The sequence below is a fragment of the Streptomyces sp. NPDC001920 genome, from assembly GCF_053594495.1.
Window position 1 is genome coordinate 111,937 of sequence record NZ_JBSFEP010000020.1, and the last position, 19,799, is coordinate 131,735.

A 19,799-nucleotide genomic window follows, 5' to 3' on the forward strand; every position below is an offset into this window, starting at 1 on the left:
GTGTCCTGACACTTCGACAGACAGCGTCCTGGTCACGGCCGCCCGCCGCCCACGTAGGCTCAACCGCACTGAGCCACACGGGACTTGGAAGGCGGGACCATGAGGCGTGAGGAGCTGATCCGGCCGCTGCCGGAGCTGTTGAGGGAGCACGCCGAGGGGGCGGCGCAGCGGATCGCCTACTCCGACCCCTCGCGCAGCGTCACCTACGCCGAGCTGGAGCGTCGCACCCGCGCGCTGGCCGGGTACCTCATCCGGACGGGACTTCGCCGTGGCCGGCGCGTCGCGATCTGTCTCGGCAACCGCGTGGAGACGGTGGAGAGCTGCCTGGCCGTGCTGCGCGCCGGGATGGTCGGCGTCCCCCTGAATCCGCGCTCCTCCGATGCCGAGCTGGCCCACTTCCTCCAGGACAGCGGTGCCGCCTTCGTCATCACCGACGCCACGCACCTCGTACGGCTGCGGCGCCTGGGACCGCCGTACGACGGCCTGGGCGTCCTGGTCACCGGAACCGGCGGCACGATCCCCGACGGTGCCCCGGCGTTCCACAGCGCCGCCGAGTACGACGCGGCCGCAGCACCCGGGGAGATCGACACGCTCGGGCTCGACGACCCGGCCTGGATGCTGTACACCTCCGGCACCACCCACCGGCCCAAAGGGGTGCTGTCCACGCAGCGGGCCGCGCTGTGGTCCGTGGCCGCCTGCTACGCGCCGATCTTCGGCCTCTCGCCCGACGACCGGCTCCTCTGGCCGCTCCCGCTGTTCCACAGCTTCAGCCACTCGCTGGCGATCCTGGGCGTGACGGCCGTCGGTGCGAGCGCCCGGATCGCCGCTGAGCTGCCGGGGCCCGGCGGTCTGCGGCAGGAACTGCTCACCGCGTACGAGGACCTCGGCGGGCCGTTCACCATGCTGGCCGGAGTGCCCGCCACGTATCACGGCCTGCTCGACTCGGCCGGTCAAGCCCCGCCGGCGCTGCGCATGTGCGTCGTGGCCGGCGCCCCGAGCGGCCCCGCACTGCGCGTGGCCGTGGAGGAGACCTTCGGGGCGCCGCTGCTCGACGCGTACGGAAGTACCGAGACCTGCGGCATGATCGCGGTGAACCGTCCGGAGGGCCCCAGGGTCGACGGCTCCTGCGGGCCGCCCGTCCCCGGCATGGACGTCCGGGTCGTCGAACCCGGAAGCGGCGAGGACGTGCCGGACGGGGCCGAGGGCGAGGTCTGGGTGCGTGGGCCGAGCCTGATGACCGGGTATCACCGGCAGCCCGAGGCGACCGCCGCCGCACTGCGGGACGGCTGGTACCGCACCGGAGACCTCGGCCGCCGCGTCGAGCACGGCCATCTCCGGCTCACCGGCCGGCTCAGCGAGCTGATCATCCGTGGCGGGGAGAACATCCACCCGGCCGAGATCGAGCAGGCCGTGTCGCAGTGCGCCGGCGTGGTGGAGGCCGCGGTCGTGGGCGCGCCGCACGATGTGCTCGGCGAGGTGCCGGTGGCCTTCGTCGTACCGGGCCCCGGGTTCGACGCCGGGCGGGTGCTCGCCGAGTGCCGGACCCGGTTGGCCGACTACAAGGTGCCGGCCGAGATACGCGAGATCGCCGCGGTCCCGCGCACCGCGTCCGGCAAGATCGCCCGGCACCACCTGGTCGCCCCCGCGCCCGCCGCCCCGGTCGCGGGCGCAACCGCCCGTCCACGCACGGGCGGGCGCCGCCCCACTGCCCTGGGTGAGCGGATCCTGTCCCTCTCACCCGGTGATCAGGAGCGGGCGATACGGGAGTTGGTGGTCTCCGAGACGGCCGAGGTGTGCCGGCACGGGCACGCGCCGGGCGATCCGCCCGACGCGGACAGCCCCTTCGCCGATCTCGGCATGACGTCCGTCGGCGCGGTCGAGCTGGTGGACCGACTCGGTGCGCTGACCGGCCTGAGCCTGCCGGCGACGCTGGTCTTCGACCACCCGACACCGGCCGGGGTGGCCCGGTACCTGCACATCGCTCTCCTCGGAAGCGGACCCGGAGGACGTACGCGGTCGTACGCCGGACAGGACCGGCCCACGCAGGACGATCCCGTCGTGATCGTCGCCATGGGCTGCCGGTATCCCGGTGACGTCAACTCCCCCGAGGACCTGTGGACGTTGGTGGCGCAGGGACGGGACGCCGTCTCGGAGTTCCCGGCCGACCGAGGCTGGGACCTCGACGCCCTGTACGACCCCGATCCCGACCGGATCGGCACGTCGTACACCCGCCACGGCGGATTCCTGCACCGGGCCGCGGAGTTCGACGCCGGGCTGTTCGGTATCTCACCGCGCGAGGCGCTCGCGATGGACCCGCAGCAGCGGCTGCTTCTGGAGACGTCCTGGGAGGTGTGGGAGCGCGCCGGGATCGACCCGGCGTCGCTGCGCGAGAGCGACACCGCGGTGTTCGCCGGCGTGATGTACGCCGACTACGCCGCCCGCCTCACCCCCCACCACGAGCTGGAGGCGCACCTGGGCCTGGGCTCGGCGGGCAGCGTCGCCTCCGGTCGTCTGTCCTACGTGTACGGTCTGCGCGGCCCGGCGATCACGGTCGACACCGCGTGCTCGTCCTCGCTGGTGGCACTGCACTGGGCGGCGCGTGCGCTGCGCTCCGGCGAGTGCTCGCTGGCGCTGGCCGGCGGAGTCACGGTGATGGCGACGCCCAAGCCGTTCCTGGCGTTCAGCCGGCAGCGCGGGTTGTCACCGGACGGGCGCTGCAAGTCCTTCTCGGCGGCCGCCGACGGCACGGCCTGGGGCGAGGGCGTGGGGCTGGTCCTGCTGGAGCGGTTGTCCGACGCCCGCCGCAACGGCCATCCGGTCCTGGCCGTACTCCGTGGCTCCGCGGTCAACTCCGACGGCGCCTCCAACGGGCTGACCGCGCCCCACGGCCCCGCACAGCAGCGGCTCATCACGCAGGCGCTGGCGGACGCGGGGCTGCGCTGCGGTGACGTCGACGCGGTGGAGGCCCACGGCACCGGCACCCGGCTGGGCGACCCCATCGAGGCGCAGGCCATCCTGGCCACGTACGGCCAGGACCGCGAGGAGCCGCTGTGGCTCGGCTCGGTCAAGTCCAACCTCGGGCACACACAGGCGGCGGCGGGAGTCGCCGGCGTCATCAAGATGGTGCAGGCCATGCGGCACGGCGCACTGCCCCGGACCCTGCATGTCGACGCGCCGACCCCGCACGTCGACTGGGACTCGGGCCGGGTGGAGTTGCTCACCGCGCCCCGCCCCTGGCCGGCCTCGGAGCGTCCGCGGCGCGCGGGGGTCTCGGCCTTCGGGATCGGCGGGACCAACGCGCATGTGATCCTGGAAGAGGCACCGGAGAGCGAGACGGTGCTCTCCTCGAAGGCCGCCGCGCCGCCGCCCGTGCCGTGGCTGCTGTCCGCCGCCGACGAGAACGCGCTGCGCGCCCAGGCCCGACGACTCGCGACCTACGTGGCCGACCGGCCGGAACTGTCGCCCGCCGACGTCGGCCACTCGTTGGCGGTGTCGCGCTCCGCACTCGCCCATCGGGCGACGGTGCCGGCCGGTGACCGGACGCGGACGCTCACGTCGCTCAGGGCGCTCGCGCAGGGCCGGGACGCACCGGGAGTCGTACGAGGACTGGCCGACCCGGAGGTCCGTACGGCCTTCCTGTTCACCGGACAAGGTGCCCAGCGCCCCCGCATGGGCGCCGAACTGCGGGCCGCCTTCCCCGTCTTCGCCGAGGCCTTCGACGACGTCTGCCGGCACCTGGACGACCTTCTCCCGCAGCCGCTGAGCGCGGTGCTGTCCGCCGAGGCGGGCTCACCGCGAGCGGCACTGGTGGACCGTACGGACTTCGCACAGGCCGCACTGTTCGCCTTCGAGGTCGCGCTGTTCCGGCTGCTCGATTCGTGGGGGGTGCGGGCCGACCGCCTCGTGGGCCACTCCGTCGGCGAGCTGACGGCCGCGCACGTCGCCGGCGTACTCGACCTGCCCGACGCGGCCACGCTCGTCGCCGCACGCGGCCGGCTGATGCGGGCGCTCCCCGCGGGGGGCGCGATGGTGGCCCTGGACGCGACGGAGGAGGAAGTCGACACGGCACTGGCCGAGTTCAGGTCACTGGTGGCCGTCGCATCCGTCAACGGCCCCCGCTCAGTGGTCGTCTCCGGCGCGGAGGACGCGGTCTGCGTCGTCGCGGCCGGCTTCGAGGCGCGCGGCCGCAGGGCGGTACGGCTGAGGGTGAGTCATGCCTTCCACTCGCCCCTGATGGAGCCGATGCTCGACGAGTTCCTCGGCGTCGCGCACGGAGTGACCTTCCGGCCGCCGCGCATCCCGATCGTCTCCACCGTGACGGGCCGGCCCGCCGAGCCTGCGGACCTGTGCTCGCCCGAGTACTGGGCCCGGCACGCCCGGCGGCCCGTACGCTTCGCCGACGCCGTGCGCCGGCTCGCGGACGACGGGGTCACGGCCTACCTGGAACTCGGTCCCGGACCCGCGCTCACCGCGGCGGCCGCCGACTGCCTGGCCGACGTGCCCACGGGCGGCCCTGTTCTCGCCGCGGCCGTACGAGGCGGCGCGTACGAACCGGAGACGCTGGTGTCGGCCGTGGCGCGACTGCATGTGGCCGGCGCCGCCGTCGACTGGGCGGCGGTCCACGAGGGCTCCGGCGTCAGGCGCGTGGACCTGCCGACCTACGCCTTCCAGCGGCAGCGGTACTGGCTGGACGCACCGCCCCCGGCAGTCGACACCGGGGCGCTGCTGAGCCCCGCGTTCCCGGTGCCGGACACCGAACGGACGGTGCTGAGCGCCCTGTTGTCCCTCGGGACCCACCCGTGGCTCGCGGATCATGTCGTCGCCGGGCGGGTGATCGTGCCCGCGACGGTGTTCGTGGAGATGGCCGTGCGGGCGGGCGACGAGGTGGGCTGCGGGGCTGTCGACGACCTCGTGATACGGGCGCCGCTCGCCCTGCCCGGTCCCGCGGGGGTGCGGGTGCAGGTCGTGGTGGGTGCCCGGGACGACTCGGGCGGCCGGCCGTTCGACATCTACTCCCGCCCTCAGGAGCCCGCCGACGAGGACACCCCGTGGACCCGGAACGCCTCCGGCCGGCTGGGCCGCGCACGTGCCGCGCAAGGCGATCCGGCCCCGTGGCCGCCTGAGGACGCCGAGGCACTGGATCTCACCGGCGCCTACGCCGCCCTCGCCGACTCCGGGCTCGCCTACGGGCCCGCCTTCCAGGCAGTCACCGCACTGTGGCGGCGCGGTCGTGACGTCTTCGCGGAGGTCCGGCTGCCGGCATCGCACACCTCGAAGGCGGATCGCTTCGGACTGCACCCTGCGTTGTTCGACGCCGCGTTGCACGCACCGCTGCTGGCCGCACCGGGCGCCGACACGAGCGTGGTGCGTGTGCCGTTCGCGTGGAGCGGCGTGAGCCTGCACGCCTCGGGAGCCACTCGGCTTCGGGTCAGGGTGACGTCGACGGGCCCGGACACGGTCTCGCTGACCCTGGCCGACCCGTCCGGCCGCCCCGTGGCGCACGTGGACTCATTGACCACCAGAGAGCTTCCGGCCGCGGCCGTGACCGACGGCACGGCGCACGACATCGTACGAAGGGCTCTGCTGCGCCCCGACTGGGTCGCTGTCGAACTCCCCGGCGACGACGTCGAGCGTGCGTGGGTGGTCCGCGGGCCGGACGAGCTGAATCTCGCCGGGTTCCTGCCAGGCGCCGTGAACCCCGAGGTCGTCGTCGTCACGGCTGTGGCCGGTACCTCCGGAACCGATCCGTTGCCCGCCGTGCACGAGTCGACCGGCCGTGTACTCAAGCTGCTCCAGGACTGGCAGGGCGATCCGGGCACGGCGGGCTCACGGCTGGTCGTCGTGACACGGGACGCCACCGGGCCGGTGCCGGATCTCGCCGGTGCGGCGGTCTGGGGGCTGGTCCGTGCGGCACAGTCGGAGCTGTCCGGCCGTGTCGTGCTGGTGGATGTGGACGGGCGGCCCGAGTCGCTGCGGATGCTCCCGTCGGCCGTCGCCACCGGTGAGCCGCAACTCCGGGTGCGCGGCGGGCAGGTGACGGTTCCACGACTGGCCGCGGCCGATGACGCCTCGGCCACGCGGGCGGCTGCCTTCGGCGCGGACGGTACGGTGATGATCACCGGAGGCACCGGCGCGCTCGGCGCGGAACTGGCACGTCACCTGGTCGCCGAGCACGGCGTACGGCATCTGCTGCTGGCCGGACGCCGGGGGCCGCAGGCGCCGGGAGCCCGGGAACTGAGCGCCGAGCTGGCGGAGTCGGGTGCGGAGCGGGTCCGCATCGTCGCGTGTGACGCGGCCGACCGTGCCGCGCTGGCCGAGGTGGTCGAGCGCTGCGAGCCGCCGCTGACCGCCGTGGTGCATGCCGCCGGGGTCCTCGACGACGGGGTGCTGGACTCGCTGACGCCCGAGCGGATGGCGGCCGTGCTGCGGCCGAAGGCCGACGCGGCCTGGAATCTGCACGAACTGACCCGGGACATTGGTCTTTCGGCGTTCGTCGTGTTCTCCTCCGTCTCCGGTCTGCTGGGCCGGGCGGGCCAGGGCAACTACGCGGCAGCGAACTCCTTCCTCGACGCCCTCGCCCGTCGCCGCGCCGCCGAAGGACTGCCGGCGCTGTCGTTGGCGTGGGGCCCGTGGGAGCACGCCGACGGTATGGCGGCGGAGCCGACCCGAGCCCGCCCGCGGCCACGCGATGTGCTCGTGCCGCTGTCCACTCAGCAGGGCCTTGCCCTGTTCGACGCGGCGCTGCGCTCGACGGAGCCGGTCCTGGCGCCGGTCCTGCCCGACCGGGCGGCGCTGCGGTCCGGCGCGGGGCACCTGCCGCCGCCGCTGCGGGGACTCGTCCGTGACAGGCGCCCGACCGCCGCGGCGGGGCCCTCCGACTCCGCCGGCCCCGCCGGGCAGATGCCGGAGCCGGGAGCCTGGCGGCCACGGCTGGCCCGCCTGTCCCCGGACGAGCGGGAGGCGGCGCTGGTGGGACTGCTGCGCGGCGAGGTGGCCGCGGTACTCGGATACCCGCACGCCGACGCCCTCCCGGACGGCAAGGCCTTCGCCGATCTGGGGTTCGACTCCCTCACCGCCGTGCAGATCCGCAACCGGCTGAGCACGGCGCTGGGGCTGGGGCTGGGGCTGCCGGCGGCGGTCGTGTTCGAGCACCGCACGGCCCAGGAACTGGCACGTCATCTGCTCGGCCTGCTGGACGGCGAACCGGACGCCGCAGCCACCCCCGAGACCCCCGAAGCCCCGGGGGCCGCGCGGCCCGCGTACACCCTGTCCTCGCTGTTCCGGACGGTCAGCGCCGCCGGACAACCGGTGGCGGCCATGCACCTGCTCGTCACCGCGTCCTGGGCACTGCCCACCTTCACGGCCGCGCAGGGCCGCGAACACGCCCTGCCCCCGATCCGCCGCTCCCACGGCCGCCCCGGCTCCGGCACCCCGACGGTCGTCTACTTCCCGGCCTACCATCCCTCGTCCGCCTCGGACGGCGGAGACTTCCCACGCTTCCACCGCGCCTTCCACGACGCCCTGGACGTCCTGGAGTTCCCGCACCCGGGCATCGGCGCCGGGACCGCCGTACCGGAGGACCGCGCCGCGCTGGCGCACACGCAGGCCGAGAACGTGCTGCGGCATGTCGGGGACGGGCCCTTCGTCGTCGCAGGACGGTCGGCGGGCGGCAATGTGGCGCACCTGGTGGCCCACCGGCTTCAGGCCCTGGGGCGGGCACCGGCCGGGCTGGTGCTGCTGGACACCTACCACATCACGGCGGACAACAGCAGCAAGGACTGGCTGCTGTCCCTGGCCGCCCCGCCGCGGCCGAGCACCGAAGAACCGGTCGCCGCCCCCGGGGGCGGGGGAGACGACACCGCGCTGGCCGCGATGGGGGCCTACAACCGGATCTTCCTCGGCTGGGAGCCCGAGCCGGTCACCACGCCCACGCTCCTGGTGCGCGCGCTGCGGCCCACACCCGCCATGGCGGCCTCCGCGGACGCGGACGACTGGCGGACGTCCTGGCCGTCGCCGCACGACGTCGTGGACGTCCCCGGCGACCATGTGACGATGATGCAGGACCATGCGGACACGACCGCGTCGGCGGTCCGCGCCTGGATCGACGCACGAACGACCGAGGGGGACCGGTGAGTTCGGCCAAGCCCGCACGAGACGTCGACGCACCGGCCAAGGACCGCGGCGCACGGTCGCGTGACGCGATTCTCGACACCGCCGGCGAACTGATGTCGAGGTACGGCTACGCCGCCACGTCCATCTCCATGATCTCGGCCGAGTGCGGTCTGCCGCCCAGCTCGATCTACTGGCACTTCGGCAGCAAGGACGGGATCTACGTCGCGGTGCTGGAACGCGCCAGGACCGCGCTGCTGGCCGCCCTGCCCCCGGCCGCGGTACCGGGCGCCGACGTCACACAGCGCCTGGACGCCTTCCTCGCGCATGTCGAGGACGCCTTCCGACGCCATCCGCACGGTCTGAAACTGCTGTTGTGGCTGGGCATGGTGCAGCAGGACGCCAGCGCGGCGGCCGTGGCCGAGGTGCACCACTACCGCGACGCGCTGGTGGCCTGGGCCCAAGACTCACTGAGCGCCGTGTTCGGGCTGCACGAGCGCCCGCAGGTCGCGGACGAACTGGCGCGCTTCACACTCCGAACGGCGAGCGGCACCGCCGTCGCCCGCTGGTTCGAACCGGGCGCCGTCCTGGAGACCGGGCCGTTGCGGGTCGCCTTGCTGGCGCTCGCGGCTCACCACGGCGTTCCAGGAACGCGGCCCTCGGGTGAGGGCGGCAGCCCCGGGTAGCTCGGTGTCATCGCCCGGCGCCCCGGGAAGCGGGGGAGGGGAGCCAGAACCCGCAGTGGTGGTCGGTCGCGAATCCTGTGGTGGGTGCGACCCGGTCCGGAGCCAGCACCTGCACCCGGTCCCCTTCCGCTTCCGTCGTGTGACGGGGCCAGGCGGGCAGGCCGGGCGCATGGGGGTCGCCGGTGGCCGCGAACCGGGCCCAGTAGGCCGTCATCGTGGCGGACAGCCGCTGTTGGGCGGGCGTCAGGCGCAGGGAGTCCAGGGGAAAGAGATAGGCGAGTTCTGAGGCGTGGAACGCGCCCTGCGGCGTGTGCGGCGCCGGGATGAACGGCGGTGCCTGAGCGTCGTGGAATTCGTAGGCGTAGACGGGTGCCCGGGTGCTGTACAGCCGGCTGTCGGCCCGTGCCGGGCAGGCGAACCGTTGGTCGGTGTTGACGGCCGAGTACGCCAGGTTGGGGGACGGGTACGCCGACGCGGGATACGTGGCCAGGACGGCCGGTGCGCGGCCGCCGTACTGGAGCCCGACGGAAGTGGCGTACGAGGCGGCGGTGAGGGGGCCGCCCCCGAGCAGGTCCACGTACAGCGCGGTGAAGTACCGGTACTCGTCGTGGGTGGTGCCGTTCAGGGTCGGTACCGCGTTCACCCGGCCCTCGGCCCACGCCTGGTGCGGAGGGCGCGGCAGGATGCGCGGCCCGGTGTTCGGGAGCCACAGTGAGCCGGTGCCGGTCCCGGCGCCGCGAAGGAGTTCGGTGGTGGGCAGGGCGCGCAGACACCCCGCCGCGGTGGCCGGCTCCGCGCAGCCGACCGAGGCGGCGAAGTCGCGTCCCCTCTGCTCGGCCGCGCTCAGCGTGAGCGGTGTCGGACCGCCTTGCGAGGCGCAGCTCCCGCTTTGCTGCACAGCCCGCTGGAACAGGTTCGCGGCGGTCGGGGAGGCGATGTGGGCGCAGGTGTCCACCGCCCCGGCGGACTGGCCGCCGAGGGTCACCCGGTCGGGGTCGCCACCGAAGGCGCCGATGTTGTGCCGGACCCAGCGCAGCGCGGCCTGCTGATCCATCAAGCCGTAGTCGCCTGAGGCGCGGTCCCCGCTCTCCTGCGACAGTGCGGGGTGGGCGAGGAACCCCAGTGCCCCCAGGCGGTAGTTGACGGTCACCACGACCAGTCCGCGCGCGGCCAGCGCCGAACCGTCGTAATCGCTGCCCGCGCCGAAGGCGTTGCCCCCGCCGTGCAGCCACACCAGCACCGGCAGGGGCCGGCCGCCGGTGCGGGCCGGAGTCCACACGTTGAGGTACAGGCAGTCCTCGGCCGTGCTGCCGGTGCGGTTGGACTCGCCGGGCAGGACGGGGCCGCCGTCGGGGAGCAGCGTCAGCGGGAGTTGGGCGCAGGGAGCGGCCGCAGCGGTGGCGTCCCGTACACCGGTCCAGCGCTCGCCGGGGCGCGGGGGACGCCACCGCAGCTCGCCCGTCGGCGGGGCGGCGAAGGGGATGCCCTGGAAGACCCGGCCGCCGGCGTGGTGGAGCGCACCTCGTACCCAGCCGTGGTCGGTGCGCACGGTCAAGGAGGCGTGAGTGGTGTCGGCGCGGGCCGTGGGCGGGGGAGAGAGGAAGGAGGACAACAGCAGAGCCAGAAGCACGGTCAAGGCGGGGGCCAGGGTGTTGCGTGGACTCGGTGATCTCATCGCATCTCCTGATGCCGGTGTGAGCGGCGTGGTCATGGCGTGTGCTCATAGGCGCCGATGTCGCAGGCGGCACCCTGGGGGCGGGCGACACCGCGCTGGTCGGTGGCCGGGCAGTCGGCGGCCGCGTCGAGGGCGGGGCTTCCCGGCAGCAGAGCGGCGGTGTCCGTGGGGCCGCCGTTGTCGGCGAGGGGGCCGATCAGCGAGGGACGGCTGGGCAGGTCGCCCGGGGCGGTGAGTCGGCAACTCCCGTCGCCGTCGAGGTTGTGGCCCTTCGACGCGATGGTGGCGAAGGCCCTCTTGCAGTCGGCGGCCTCGCCGCCGACGGTGTTGCCGGCCACGACGGAGTTGCGCAGCGTGAGCCGCCCCAGGGGCAGATCCACGATGTCGGGGATGGGGGAGGGCAGGCTGTCGAGGTAGGCGGGGGCGATGTTGATACCGCCTCCGCCGTCGCTCGAAGTGTTCCCGTGAATGGTGGAGTTGAGGATCTCCACGACTCCGAGCCCGCGGATGTCGATCCCGCCGCCGTACCCGGCGAGGCTGCCGGGCCGGTCGCCCGGGTTCGTCACGCGGTTGCCGACGATGGTCGAGTTGGTCACGGTGCCGGTGTCGTCGAACCTGATGCCTCCGGCCTCCCCAGCGGCGTTCCCGCTGACGGTGCTGTCGATCAGATCCAGGTGTGAGCCGGGCGTGTTGAAGATGCCCCCGCCGTAGCCCGCGGAGTTCCCGGTCACGGCGACCCGTCGCAGCGCCATACGGTGTCCGTTGGCGATGCCGCCGCCCCCGGTGTCGGTGATGGGCAGTTCGCGCTGCTTGGCCACGCCTCCGGTGATCGTCAGATCCGACAGTCCCGTGTCCGCCCGCATGCGAAAGACGCGGTCCAGGTGGTTGGCGTCGATGACGGTGGCCCGGGCGCCGGAGCCGCGGATCGTGGTGGGCGCGTCGATGTTCAGGTCGCCGGTGGTCGGGTCGGGGTTGTCTCCGACGATCAGACGGGGATCCGGCGGGATGGTCAGGCGGTAGCGGCCCGGAGGCAGCGTAATGGTGCTGCCGGGGCGGGAGTTGGCGGCCATCACCGCGGCGCGCAGGCTGCAGCCACCCGACGCGGTGCGGCACAGGCCGTCCGACGGGTCGGCGTCGACGGCGTCGGCCGTGGTGTCCACGGTGAACCCTGTCGGTCCGTCGGCCGTGGGCGCGTCGGCTCTGGCGGTGGGGGCGGTCAGGACCGCGGCCGTGGCGAGGACGAGGGTCAGTGCCGCCGGCCTGGTTCGGATGTTCATGCGGTAACTCCTCTCGGCGAGCAGGGAACGAAGGACAGAACCACGAGCGAAGGCAGGAACGAAGGCAGGACGCATCGGCTGAGGTGAGAGCGGGGGAGAGAGTCGCGGAGCGCTCGCAGCCACGAGGACTTCCCGCTGATGCGAGGTGCGGCCCGCGCGGAAACATGGCCGGGCGCGTTCCGCTGCGGTGCTGGAGCGGCGAGGTGGGCCGATGCAGGGGGAGTGCGGCATGTGAGCGGCGCCCGTACGACGGGGTCGCCGCCGTCGGCCATGGGCACCGTCCGCGCTCTGTAGGGAGCGTTCCATTCAAGGAGTTCCGTGTCCACCGGCCGACAGGACAATGACCGGATAGGGACGGCGCCGCAGTCAGGTGGAAGCCGCCGCGGCACAGTCGAGCCCGCGCCATGACGGCGGCGTGCGGGCGGCCGGGCCAAAAACTCGGCGCACACCTCTTGACCACTCGTACCTACTGGTCAGTACGCTCACGCCACCCTCAACGACACCCGGTGTCCTCCCCGTGCGGCCGTGGCGAACCGGTCCCTTCGGCACACCCCCGTATGCCCGCAGGCACCTCCCGTGACCCGGGAGTGCGCCACGCGGCCCCGCTCAGAACGCGCCGTCGAGCGCCTCCCCGAACCCCACCTTGAGAGTCCCCTGTGAAGAAGTTCCTCATGACCGCTGCCACGACCATGGCCGGCGCCCTTCTCGCCGTACAGGCCCCAGGCCCCGCCCAGGCGTCCAGCAGCTCCACCTTCACCTCCGCCGGCAACCCCATCCTTTTCGTGCACGGCTACACCGGTGACGGAAGCAACTGGAACGTCATGGCCAACCGGTTCAGAGCCGACGGCTGGCCCTCCTCCCACCTGGACCAGTGGTCCTACGACTGGCGCCAGTCCAACATCACGACAGCGCAGCAACTGGCGGCCGAGGTCGACCGACTGCTCGCGGCCACCGGTGCCACCAAGGTCGACATCGTCAGCCACTCCATGGGCGGGCTCTCCTCGCGTCACTACCTGAAGAACCTCGCAGGGACCTCCGAAGTCGACGCCTGGGTGTCGTTGGGCGGCCCGAACCACGGGACGGACAGCGCCAACAGCTGCTTCGACGCCTCCTGCACCGAGATGCGCATCGGCTCCAGCTTTCTCACCGCCCTCAACTCCGGCGACGAGACGCCCGGTTCACCCCGCTACGCCACCTGGTGGTCGCCCTGCGACACGGTGATCAACCCCGACAGCTCCGTCTCCCTGTCCGGCGCGGCGAACACCAGGACCGCCTGCCTCAGCCACACGGACCTGTTCCTCGACGCTGTGGTCTACGCCCAGACCAGGGACATGATCAATGGCTGACTTCCCGTCAACCACAGAAGACCGGTGCGTAGCCATGGGCCGTCCCCTCCGGTCGCTCCGCACTCGAGTCGTCAGCCGAAGACGAGCTCCACGTCCTCGTCCACGCAGAACCGCAGGACGGTGATCAACTGGCTGACGTCCTCGATGCGCCGTCGCAGGACGGGGTCGCCGTCGTCAGGCCGGCGTTGCCCGGCGATCGCTTCCAGCCGGGGCAACATCTCCGCGCACTGAGCAGGGGTGAGGCGGGGGCCGTCATCGTCGGGATGGTCGAGCAGCGGCGCCAGCGCAGTGGAGACGCTGCTCCACTGGCGGTCCCCGCCGAAGCCGTCCATTTCGGCGAGCGTGAACCCCTCGGTCCGGGCCAACCACGTCCTGAACATGCTGAAGCCGGTGTAGGACCAGGAGATGTCCGGGCTCGCCACGTCGTCATCCCCTGGGAAGAGCATCAGTCCCACCTTGTCCCCCTTATGTGCTCGTAGCCCAGGATCGTCGTGGGAAGGGGGGTCGGCAACTGAAATGATCTCCGGACGGCTTGCGTGATCACGGCGCCGGAGCCGTCGGCGGTCGGCCGGACTCGGGTTGGCACGAGGAACCGCCGTCGTGAGCGCCGAGCCACCGCGATGGCGATACCTGTGCCGCCACCGTGTCACCCGGCGTCGTCATAGACGTGCCCGGCCGCGGGAGCCGCGGGACGGCAAGGAGACCGGGCGGGCGGCCGGGTCCGTGGTCGCGGACCCGGCCGCCCGGCGCGTCGTCCGCCGTGTCGACCTGGCGCCGGAAACCCGGTGCGCAGGTTCTGTCAGTACGTGAGTGCGTCCTCGGCGCTGCCGAAGAAGCTGGTGACCTGACCGTCGTTGACCGTCACGGGGCCACCGTTGATCGGCACCGTCGTGGGGCTCTCGGCGGCGGTGAGCGCAATCTCCACCTTGTCGGCGCTCTTGCCGCCCGCGGTGTCGGCGCGCGAGAACATGATCCCGGCGTACGCCTTCTCGCCGGCCTTGAGGAGCCAGTCCTTGCCGTCGGGACCCATGTGCTCGGCGGCGCCGTCGAGCCCCGGGATCGTGATCACCAACTCGTTCGCCGGCAGCAGGCAGGGGTCACCGCCCTTGTTCACCGCGGTCAGCAAGGCGTGGTTGACGGGCTTGGACGCGACGGTGACCGTGAAGGTCAAGTCGGTCGTCTCACACATGCCCACGCCTCCGTCCTGGTCGTCGTCGAGGCCGGGCTCGGACGACGGCGGGGTGCCGGCCCCGCTGCCGGAGGAGCCCGCGCTGCCGCTGCTGCCTGGGGTTGCCGTCGCAGGGGTGGCGGAGCTCTTGTCCGTACCCGCTGAGGACGCTTCCGCGGCTGTGCTGGGAGCGGCTGTGCCCTTGTCGGCTTCGCCGTTGCATGCCGTCAAGGCCAGGATGCCGAGTGAGAGAGTGGCCAGTACGGCGGTGGTACGCACCGAACGAGTCGCGTAAGCCATGAGAAGTCCCCCGGGAGTCGGAATGTTCCGGTGATCATGTCGCATGTCAGCCATGCTTCGGCCTGTTCACACCGAGTGGGAGCTGTTTCCGAACACGCCTGTGACACTGCGACAGCAACGAGGCCAAGGCGACACCTGGACGCGGCGGGCCGGGCCGTCGGAACGCACCTCCCGCACGTCCCCCGATCGCGTACGGACCTGCATTTCCGGCTGCACTGCGATGCGGGCTCATGTCGACTGGTGCCCAGCCCATCGATGTGAGGAGCGGCATGGGAGCCCTGCGTCTGAAGAACGGCAACACGACCATCGATCCGCGTCTTGACCGGGTCCCGCAGTTCGACGAGCGCAGCAGGGAGTACCCGATCCGTGCGTTGGTCGCCGAGCGAGCGCCGCTGCGCTCGGCCGGGTGGGCCTGTCCCGGCTGGCTCGACCAGGGCCGCGAGGGCGCTTGCGTCGGCTTCGCCTGGTCGCATGAGCTCATCGCCACCCCTGTGCAGGTCCCCGGTGTGGACGACGGCTTCGCCCGCAAGGTGTACCGGGAGGCGCAACGGCTCGATGAGTGGCCTGGGGAGGACTACGACGGCACGTCGGTGCTGGCGGGCGCCAAGGCCGTCGCCGCCCGTGGATACATGGAGGAGTACCGCTGGGCGTTCGGTGTCGACGACGTGCTGCGCACGCTGGGCTACTTCGGTCCCGTCGTGATCGGGGTCAAGTGGTACGACTCGATGATGGAGCCGGCTCCGAACGGACTGCTGGAGGTGTCCGAGGGTGGCTCTGGTGGCCATGCGATCCTGGTGCGCGGTGTCTCGCTGAAGGCGCGCCTGAACGGCCACAACGGCACGATCCCCGTGGTGCGGCTGCGCAACTCATGGGGACGTGACTGGGGAGTCGACGGTGACTGCTACCTCCGTGTCACGGACCTGGAGAAGCTGCTGGACGACGAGGGGGAAGCGTGTGTGCCGGTCACGCGCACGGCCGGCCCTCTGAGGGCTCCGGAGGCGGACCTCGACCTTCTTCGTGAGACCGGCGAAGTGGACTGAACGGCTGCCTGAGCGCTGCCGCGCCGACCTGGGCCCTGCTCGGGATCTTCCGTGCTCCGCTGGGAACGGGCGCATGGCGCGGCGCCGCGACGCTTGCCGTGTCGTCGGCCGTGACGAGGGCTGCGACCGGGCTGCCGTGAGCCGGTGATGCCGCCCCAGCTCGACGCCTGCGACTCTCGCACGTCAATACCGCTGTGCCTTGGCCAGACGGGGAGTGAGCTGTACGTCGGCAGGCTGGCTGCTCGTCGTCGGCGTAGGCGAGGGGCCGGTGTCCTGGTTGTCGCCGCACCCGGTGAGCGTGACGGCGGACGGAGCGCAGCCGAGGGCCGCCGCGACGGCTCGGTGGCCGCGGCCGGAGAGATCTCGCAGCAGCATCCTGTCACCCTCCGCATGGCCCGGTCGATCATGTTCATCGTCCGTGCCATGCGGGACGGTGCGCGATTCTGCTTGGTCCCTTCGTACGACGGCAACCCCGTTGGGGCCGGTGCAGCCGCCGGGCCGTGGGGGGTTCAACCGTGCGGCCTCGGCTCCTTACCAGTGACGCCTGGGGCGCTGCGGTGACGCGGACGAAGACGCGCGGGATGCGCGACACCCGGGCTGGAGCGGCGTCACACGCCGAGAGCGGTGCGGACGGCCGCGGCCTTCTCCTCCGTGAACACACCGGGGTCGACCGGTGCGAGGGCGGACAGCGCCCCGCCGCTCGCCCCCCAACAGCCCTCGTCGATGCCGCCGTATCAACGCCCCGATGGACGCCGCCACCCTCGTGGCGGCTCTGCTGACGCTGACCGCGGCACCCACCGCCTCGGCTCAGGAGAGGATCTGCGCCATGGTCGCTGTCGCCGACGTCGACGTTCAGGTCGGCACCGGGACCGGGCCGCGGCCCCTGGGCCTGGTGCCCGGTCGCCCTCCGATGCCCCGTCAGATGGGACTCAGGCTGTTCGCGGACGACGGTGGTCGGCGTTGTGGTGATTCGCATGGAAGTACTAAGGTCACTCAGGTGACTGCCGGGTCGGCCATGGGCCATACACGAGTGAGGCACCCGGCCTCGGCGTGAGCACGGGGCGGGCAAGAGCCCCGCCCCCTCTCCCAGTCTTCTCTCCCTGCGCCCGTGACGCGGCGCTCCACAACGGATCCAAGACTCGGAGACACATCCCCCATGCCACGTGATGAGCAGCACCGGCCTGAACTCGAATCGTCGACCACCGTGCAGCTGAACCACATCGCCGTCTACGCCGCGGACCGTCAGCTGTCGGCCGAGTTCATCGCCGCGATCCTGGGGCTGAAGGTCGGCGCCCCCTTCGGGCCGTTCTTGCCCGTCGATCTGGGTAACGGCGTGACACTCGACTACTACGAGAAGCGCGACGAGCCGGTCCAGCCGCAGCACTACGCCTTCCTCGTGCCCGACGATCAGTTCGACACCATGATCGCCCGCCTGGAAACGGTCGGGGTCCCGTATTACGCAGACCCGAGCCACACCGAGCCCGGCCGGATCAACCGCCTCTTCGGCGGTCGCGGCGCGTACTTCGACGATCCCGACGGCCACAACATGGAGATCATGACTCGCCCGTACGTCCGGCCTTAGCAGGCCGCCGAGCGGCGTCGGGTGTTCCGCCCCACGGGGTGTTCCACGCCGGTGACTCCCCAGCCCCCTCGCCACGGCCCAGGGCCGGGTCGCGAGACAACTGGGGAGTCATGTCTGGGCAGGCCCTGCTTCGCCGACGTCGAGCGCCCGCCGGCGACGGCCTCAGGACGTGAGCTCGCCGAACACCTGGCTGGACGGATACTGGTTGGCGTCGCACCGGTCAGCCGCGTCCGTGTGGGCCGTGAGACGAGCCACCACTCCGTGGAGAAGCGAGTCCTCTTCGGCGTTGCACGAGCGGTTGTTGCCGCTGGAGCTGCCGGTGGGAGCCAGGTCGGTGGCGTGGGCGACGGCCGCGCCTGTCAGGGCGAGGAGACCGGTGAGCAGAGCCGTGGCGGTGAGGTTCCGTGTGCGCATGAGGTGCCTTACTGCGGAGCGGTTGGGATACCTCCATCACACCGAGGCCGCACGCCGGTTGCCTGCCGGGTTGCTCCGTTCGGCTCGCCGCGTGCACGGCTCGGGGTATGTTGCCTCCCCCGGGTGGCCGTATGTCCTCGGTTTCCTCGCCGGAGGCCCCGGCATCCTCTGCATCCGTGATCACCAACTGCGGACGGGCCGACGAGGTCGACTTCTGGTTCCGATGGTGTCCCACGGGATGAGACCGCCCTCGACGGCGACGCGGCCGGCCGTCCGGTCGCCTGAGCCGTCGGTCACGTGACGTGACTCTCTCGTCGCCACGCGACACGCCGCTGCTCAGGATGAGCGCTACGAATCACGAAGAGTTCCCATATTTTCGGACTGTTCTCCGTTTCCTCTCCACGGAAAGGCCGCGGCCTGCCCGCCATGCCCGAAGGACAGCCCCACCGGACGTACGACCTCCGCGCGCACGCCCTGAAGATCTGCACCGCAACCACAGTCCTGGCATCGCTCGCCGCCTGTTCGCCCACCGCCATCACCCAGACCGCGCAGTCACCGTCCGTACGTCCGGCTGCAGTTGCTCCGGGGCCGCCGGCGCCACGCGAGAACCTGAGGGATACCCTCGCGCGCGCACTCAAGCCCGTCCGCCCGGGCCGTCACACGCGGCTTGCCGTGGCAGTGCTGGATCTGGACAGCGCCGACCGGGTGATCGCGTCCTACGGGCAGAAGACGACGTTCGACACGGCGAGCATCATCAAGGTGGGCATCCTCGCGACGCTGCTGCTCCAGGCGCAGGACGAGGGCCACACGCCGTCGACCGAGCAGCGCCGGATGGCCGAGGCGATGATCCGGAGCAGCGACAACGGCGCGACGCACGCCCTGTGGCAGGCGATCGGTGAGGCGGAGGGCCTCGACGCGGCCAACGAGCGGCTGGGTCTTTCCTCGACGCGAGGCGGGCACGGCATGCGCTGGGGGCTCACCCAGACCACCGCAACGGACCAGGTCCGCCTGCTGCGCGCCGTCTTCGGCCGAGGCGCGTCCGCCTCCCCCCGTTCGCCCGAGGGCTTGAACCATGCCTCCCGCGCCTACATCAAGAGCTTGATGGGCTCGGTGGAGGAGGAGCAGGACTGGGGGGTCTCCGCGGCCGGCTCGCCAGGCTCCCGATGGGCACTCAAGAACGGCTGGCTGCAACGGACCACAACCGGCTTGTGGGTCATCAACAGCATCGGTCAGGTCACGGTGCACGGGCGCCGGCATCTGGTGTCCGTCCTCAGCGACGGCAACGTGTCGATGCAGAGCGGGATCTCGCTGGTCGAGCGGGCGGCCAGAGCGGCGATCGGCGCAGCCAGCGCTCATGCCCGCCCTTGGCCGATGTGAGCGACACCAGTTGCTGATACGCCGTCCGGTCCCGCCCCGGCCGCCGCAGTCCCTCGACGTACTCGCGGGCATCGCCGGTGCCTGAGTGACCTCACGGCCACGTACGCCGGTGTTCTAGGTCCGGCGCGTGCGGGCGCGCTGGTCGGCACGGCGTCGCAGGTGCAGCGGCAGCACGTACCAGCACAGGCCGAACCACAGCATGACCCCGCCGACGAGTACTTCGGCGAGGACACCGGGAACGACGAAACGCAGGATCAGCAGGAGCGTGCAGCCGATGGTCAGGGCGAGGAGGACCATGCCGCACATCATCAAGCGGCCGGCGGCTTCCACCACCTCGTCCTTCATACGTTGACCGGACAGGAAGCGGTGAATGGAGACGGGCGCTATGAGCGATCCGGTGGCCGCCGCGCCGAGGACCACGGTGGTGACGTAGATGGCGCGGTCCAGCGTTTCCAACTCCCTGAACAAAGGGGTGAAGGCCACGCTGAGCAGAAACCCGAAGAGGATCTGCACGCCCGTCTGGGTGACCCGTGTCTCCTGCAGAATCTCGTTCCAGCGTCGATTGACCCGTTCCCGGGCCGTCTCGGGTGCCTCGGCGCCGGGCTTGTCACCCCGGCTGTCGTGCCGCGCGCAGCAAGCGGTGTTCATGCCTTCCGACTCGGCGGGCCGCTCCGTGATGGTCATGCATCCTCCCCATGTCAGAGGAACCGTTTGCCCGCTCGCGTGTCTTCAATGCACACGCAGGCAGAGGGGACAAGCAGAGGGGAGGAGGGGAGAGTTGCGGCCGGCATACCCCTCGGCCCGTTTCTCTTCGTGTCGGTGCAG

At 72.0% G+C, this 19,799-nt stretch carries 13 protein-coding genes; 6 read left to right on the forward strand and 7 right to left on the reverse strand.

What is annotated here, in order from left to right:
- The first annotated feature begins 99 nt into the window (after positions 1 to 99).
- A complete protein-coding gene (locus ACWCPI_RS30200) occupies positions 100 to 8,133 on the forward strand; it encodes an SDR family NAD(P)-dependent oxidoreductase (RefSeq protein WP_451041133.1) in 8,034 nt (2,677 codons plus the stop codon).
- On the forward strand, positions 8,130 to 8,795 hold the full coding sequence (locus ACWCPI_RS30205) for a TetR/AcrR family transcriptional regulator (protein WP_451041134.1): 666 nt from the start codon (positions 8,130 to 8,132) through the stop codon (positions 8,793 to 8,795). The genes ACWCPI_RS30200 and ACWCPI_RS30205 overlap by 4 nt, the downstream gene beginning before the upstream one ends.
- A gap of 7 nt (positions 8,796 to 8,802) precedes the next feature.
- Here ACWCPI_RS30205 and ACWCPI_RS30210 read toward each other — a convergent pair whose 3' ends face one another.
- Both ACWCPI_RS30210 and ACWCPI_RS30215 read right to left on the reverse strand, forming a co-directional pair.
- Positions 8,803 to 10,470, reverse strand: a complete 1,668-nt coding sequence (locus ACWCPI_RS30210; RefSeq protein ID WP_451041135.1) for a carboxylesterase/lipase family protein — start codon at positions 10,468 to 10,470, stop codon at positions 8,803 to 8,805.
- A gap of 32 nt (positions 10,471 to 10,502) precedes the next feature.
- Positions 10,503 to 11,747, reverse strand: a complete 1,245-nt coding sequence (locus ACWCPI_RS30215; RefSeq protein ID WP_451041136.1) for a choice-of-anchor Q domain-containing protein — start codon at positions 11,745 to 11,747, stop codon at positions 10,503 to 10,505.
- 671 nt (positions 11,748 to 12,418) lie between these two features.
- Here ACWCPI_RS30215 and ACWCPI_RS30220 point away from each other — a divergent pair.
- A complete protein-coding gene (locus ACWCPI_RS30220; protein WP_451041137.1) occupies positions 12,419 to 13,093 on the forward strand; it encodes an esterase/lipase family protein in 675 nt (224 codons plus the stop codon).
- Positions 13,094 to 13,164: 71 nt separating this feature from the next.
- On the opposite strand, the gene ACWCPI_RS30225 is transcribed toward ACWCPI_RS30220, so the two are convergent.
- Both ACWCPI_RS30225 and ACWCPI_RS30230 read right to left on the reverse strand, forming a co-directional pair.
- Positions 13,165 to 13,539 carry a hypothetical protein gene (locus ACWCPI_RS30225; protein WP_451041138.1) on the reverse strand — a complete coding sequence of 125 codons (375 nt, stop codon included), beginning with the start codon at positions 13,537 to 13,539 and terminating at the stop codon, positions 13,165 to 13,167.
- 353 nt (positions 13,540 to 13,892) lie between these two features.
- Complete coding sequence (locus tag ACWCPI_RS30230) at positions 13,893 to 14,561, reverse strand: DUF4232 domain-containing protein (RefSeq protein WP_451041139.1); 669 nt, start codon at positions 14,559 to 14,561, stop codon at positions 13,893 to 13,895.
- A 269-nt stretch (positions 14,562 to 14,830) separates the two neighbouring features.
- Here ACWCPI_RS30230 and ACWCPI_RS30235 point away from each other — a divergent pair, with 269 nt between their 5' ends.
- Complete coding sequence (locus ACWCPI_RS30235; RefSeq protein ID WP_451041140.1) at positions 14,831 to 15,601, forward strand: hypothetical protein; 771 nt, start codon at positions 14,831 to 14,833, stop codon at positions 15,599 to 15,601.
- Between the two features lie 183 nt (positions 15,602 to 15,784).
- Here ACWCPI_RS30235 and ACWCPI_RS30240 read toward each other — a convergent pair whose 3' ends face one another.
- Positions 15,785 to 15,976 (reverse strand): hypothetical protein, encoded by a 192-nt coding sequence (locus tag ACWCPI_RS30240; RefSeq protein ID WP_451041141.1) that lies wholly within the window; start codon positions 15,974 to 15,976, stop codon positions 15,785 to 15,787.
- Positions 15,977 to 16,757: 781 nt separating this feature from the next.
- On the opposite strand from ACWCPI_RS30240, the gene ACWCPI_RS30245 reads away from it, so the two are divergent.
- Positions 16,758 to 17,183 (forward strand): VOC family protein, encoded by a 426-nt coding sequence (locus tag ACWCPI_RS30245; protein ID WP_451041142.1) that lies wholly within the window; start codon positions 16,758 to 16,760, stop codon positions 17,181 to 17,183.
- Between the two features lie 162 nt (positions 17,184 to 17,345).
- On the opposite strand, the gene ACWCPI_RS30250 is transcribed toward ACWCPI_RS30245, so the two are convergent.
- A complete protein-coding gene (locus tag ACWCPI_RS30250; RefSeq protein WP_451041143.1) occupies positions 17,346 to 17,597 on the reverse strand; it encodes a hypothetical protein in 252 nt (83 codons plus the stop codon).
- Between the two features lie 426 nt (positions 17,598 to 18,023).
- On the opposite strand from ACWCPI_RS30250, the gene ACWCPI_RS30255 reads away from it, so the two are divergent.
- The gene (locus ACWCPI_RS30255) at positions 18,024 to 18,974 is read left to right on the forward strand and encodes a serine hydrolase (protein WP_451041144.1); all 951 of its coding nucleotides are present in this window, start codon (positions 18,024 to 18,026) and stop codon (positions 18,972 to 18,974) included.
- Between the two features lie 114 nt (positions 18,975 to 19,088).
- On the opposite strand, the gene ACWCPI_RS30260 is transcribed toward ACWCPI_RS30255, so the two are convergent.
- Positions 19,089 to 19,658, reverse strand: a complete 570-nt coding sequence (locus ACWCPI_RS30260; RefSeq protein WP_451041145.1) for a DUF6328 family protein — start codon at positions 19,656 to 19,658, stop codon at positions 19,089 to 19,091.
- Between the last annotated feature and the right edge of the window lie 141 nt (positions 19,659 to 19,799).

What these genes read in the sequence shown, in the direction of transcription:
- ACWCPI_RS30230 (WP_451041139.1), bottom strand. Translation starts at nt 14,561, where the DNA reads ATGGCTTACGCGACTCGTTCGGTGCGTACCACCGCCGTACTGGCCACT.
- ACWCPI_RS30225 (WP_451041138.1), bottom strand. Translation starts at nt 13,539, where the DNA reads ATGCTCTTCCCAGGGGATGACGACGTGGCGAGCCCGGACATCTCCTGG.
- ACWCPI_RS30215 (WP_451041136.1), bottom strand. Translation starts at nt 11,747, where the DNA reads ATGAACATCCGAACCAGGCCGGCGGCACTGACCCTCGTCCTCGCCACG.
- ACWCPI_RS30260 (WP_451041145.1), bottom strand. Translation starts at nt 19,658, where the DNA reads ATGACCATCACGGAGCGGCCCGCCGAGTCGGAAGGCATGAACACCGCT.
- ACWCPI_RS30240 (WP_451041141.1), bottom strand. Translation starts at nt 15,976, where the DNA reads ATGCTGCTGCGAGATCTCTCCGGCCGCGGCCACCGAGCCGTCGCGGCG.
- ACWCPI_RS30220 (WP_451041137.1), top strand. Translation starts at nt 12,419, where the DNA reads ATGACCGCTGCCACGACCATGGCCGGCGCCCTTCTCGCCGTACAGGCC.
- ACWCPI_RS30255 (WP_451041144.1), top strand. Translation starts at nt 18,024, where the DNA reads ATGCCCGAAGGACAGCCCCACCGGACGTACGACCTCCGCGCGCACGCC.
- ACWCPI_RS30245 (WP_451041142.1), top strand. Translation starts at nt 16,758, where the DNA reads ATGCCACGTGATGAGCAGCACCGGCCTGAACTCGAATCGTCGACCACC.
- ACWCPI_RS30235 (WP_451041140.1), top strand. Translation starts at nt 14,831, where the DNA reads ATGGGAGCCCTGCGTCTGAAGAACGGCAACACGACCATCGATCCGCGT.
- ACWCPI_RS30250 (WP_451041143.1), bottom strand. Translation starts at nt 17,597, where the DNA reads ATGCGCACACGGAACCTCACCGCCACGGCTCTGCTCACCGGTCTCCTC.
- ACWCPI_RS30210 (WP_451041135.1), bottom strand. Translation starts at nt 10,470, where the DNA reads ATGAGATCACCGAGTCCACGCAACACCCTGGCCCCCGCCTTGACCGTG.
- ACWCPI_RS30200 (WP_451041133.1), top strand. Translation starts at nt 100, where the DNA reads ATGAGGCGTGAGGAGCTGATCCGGCCGCTGCCGGAGCTGTTGAGGGAG.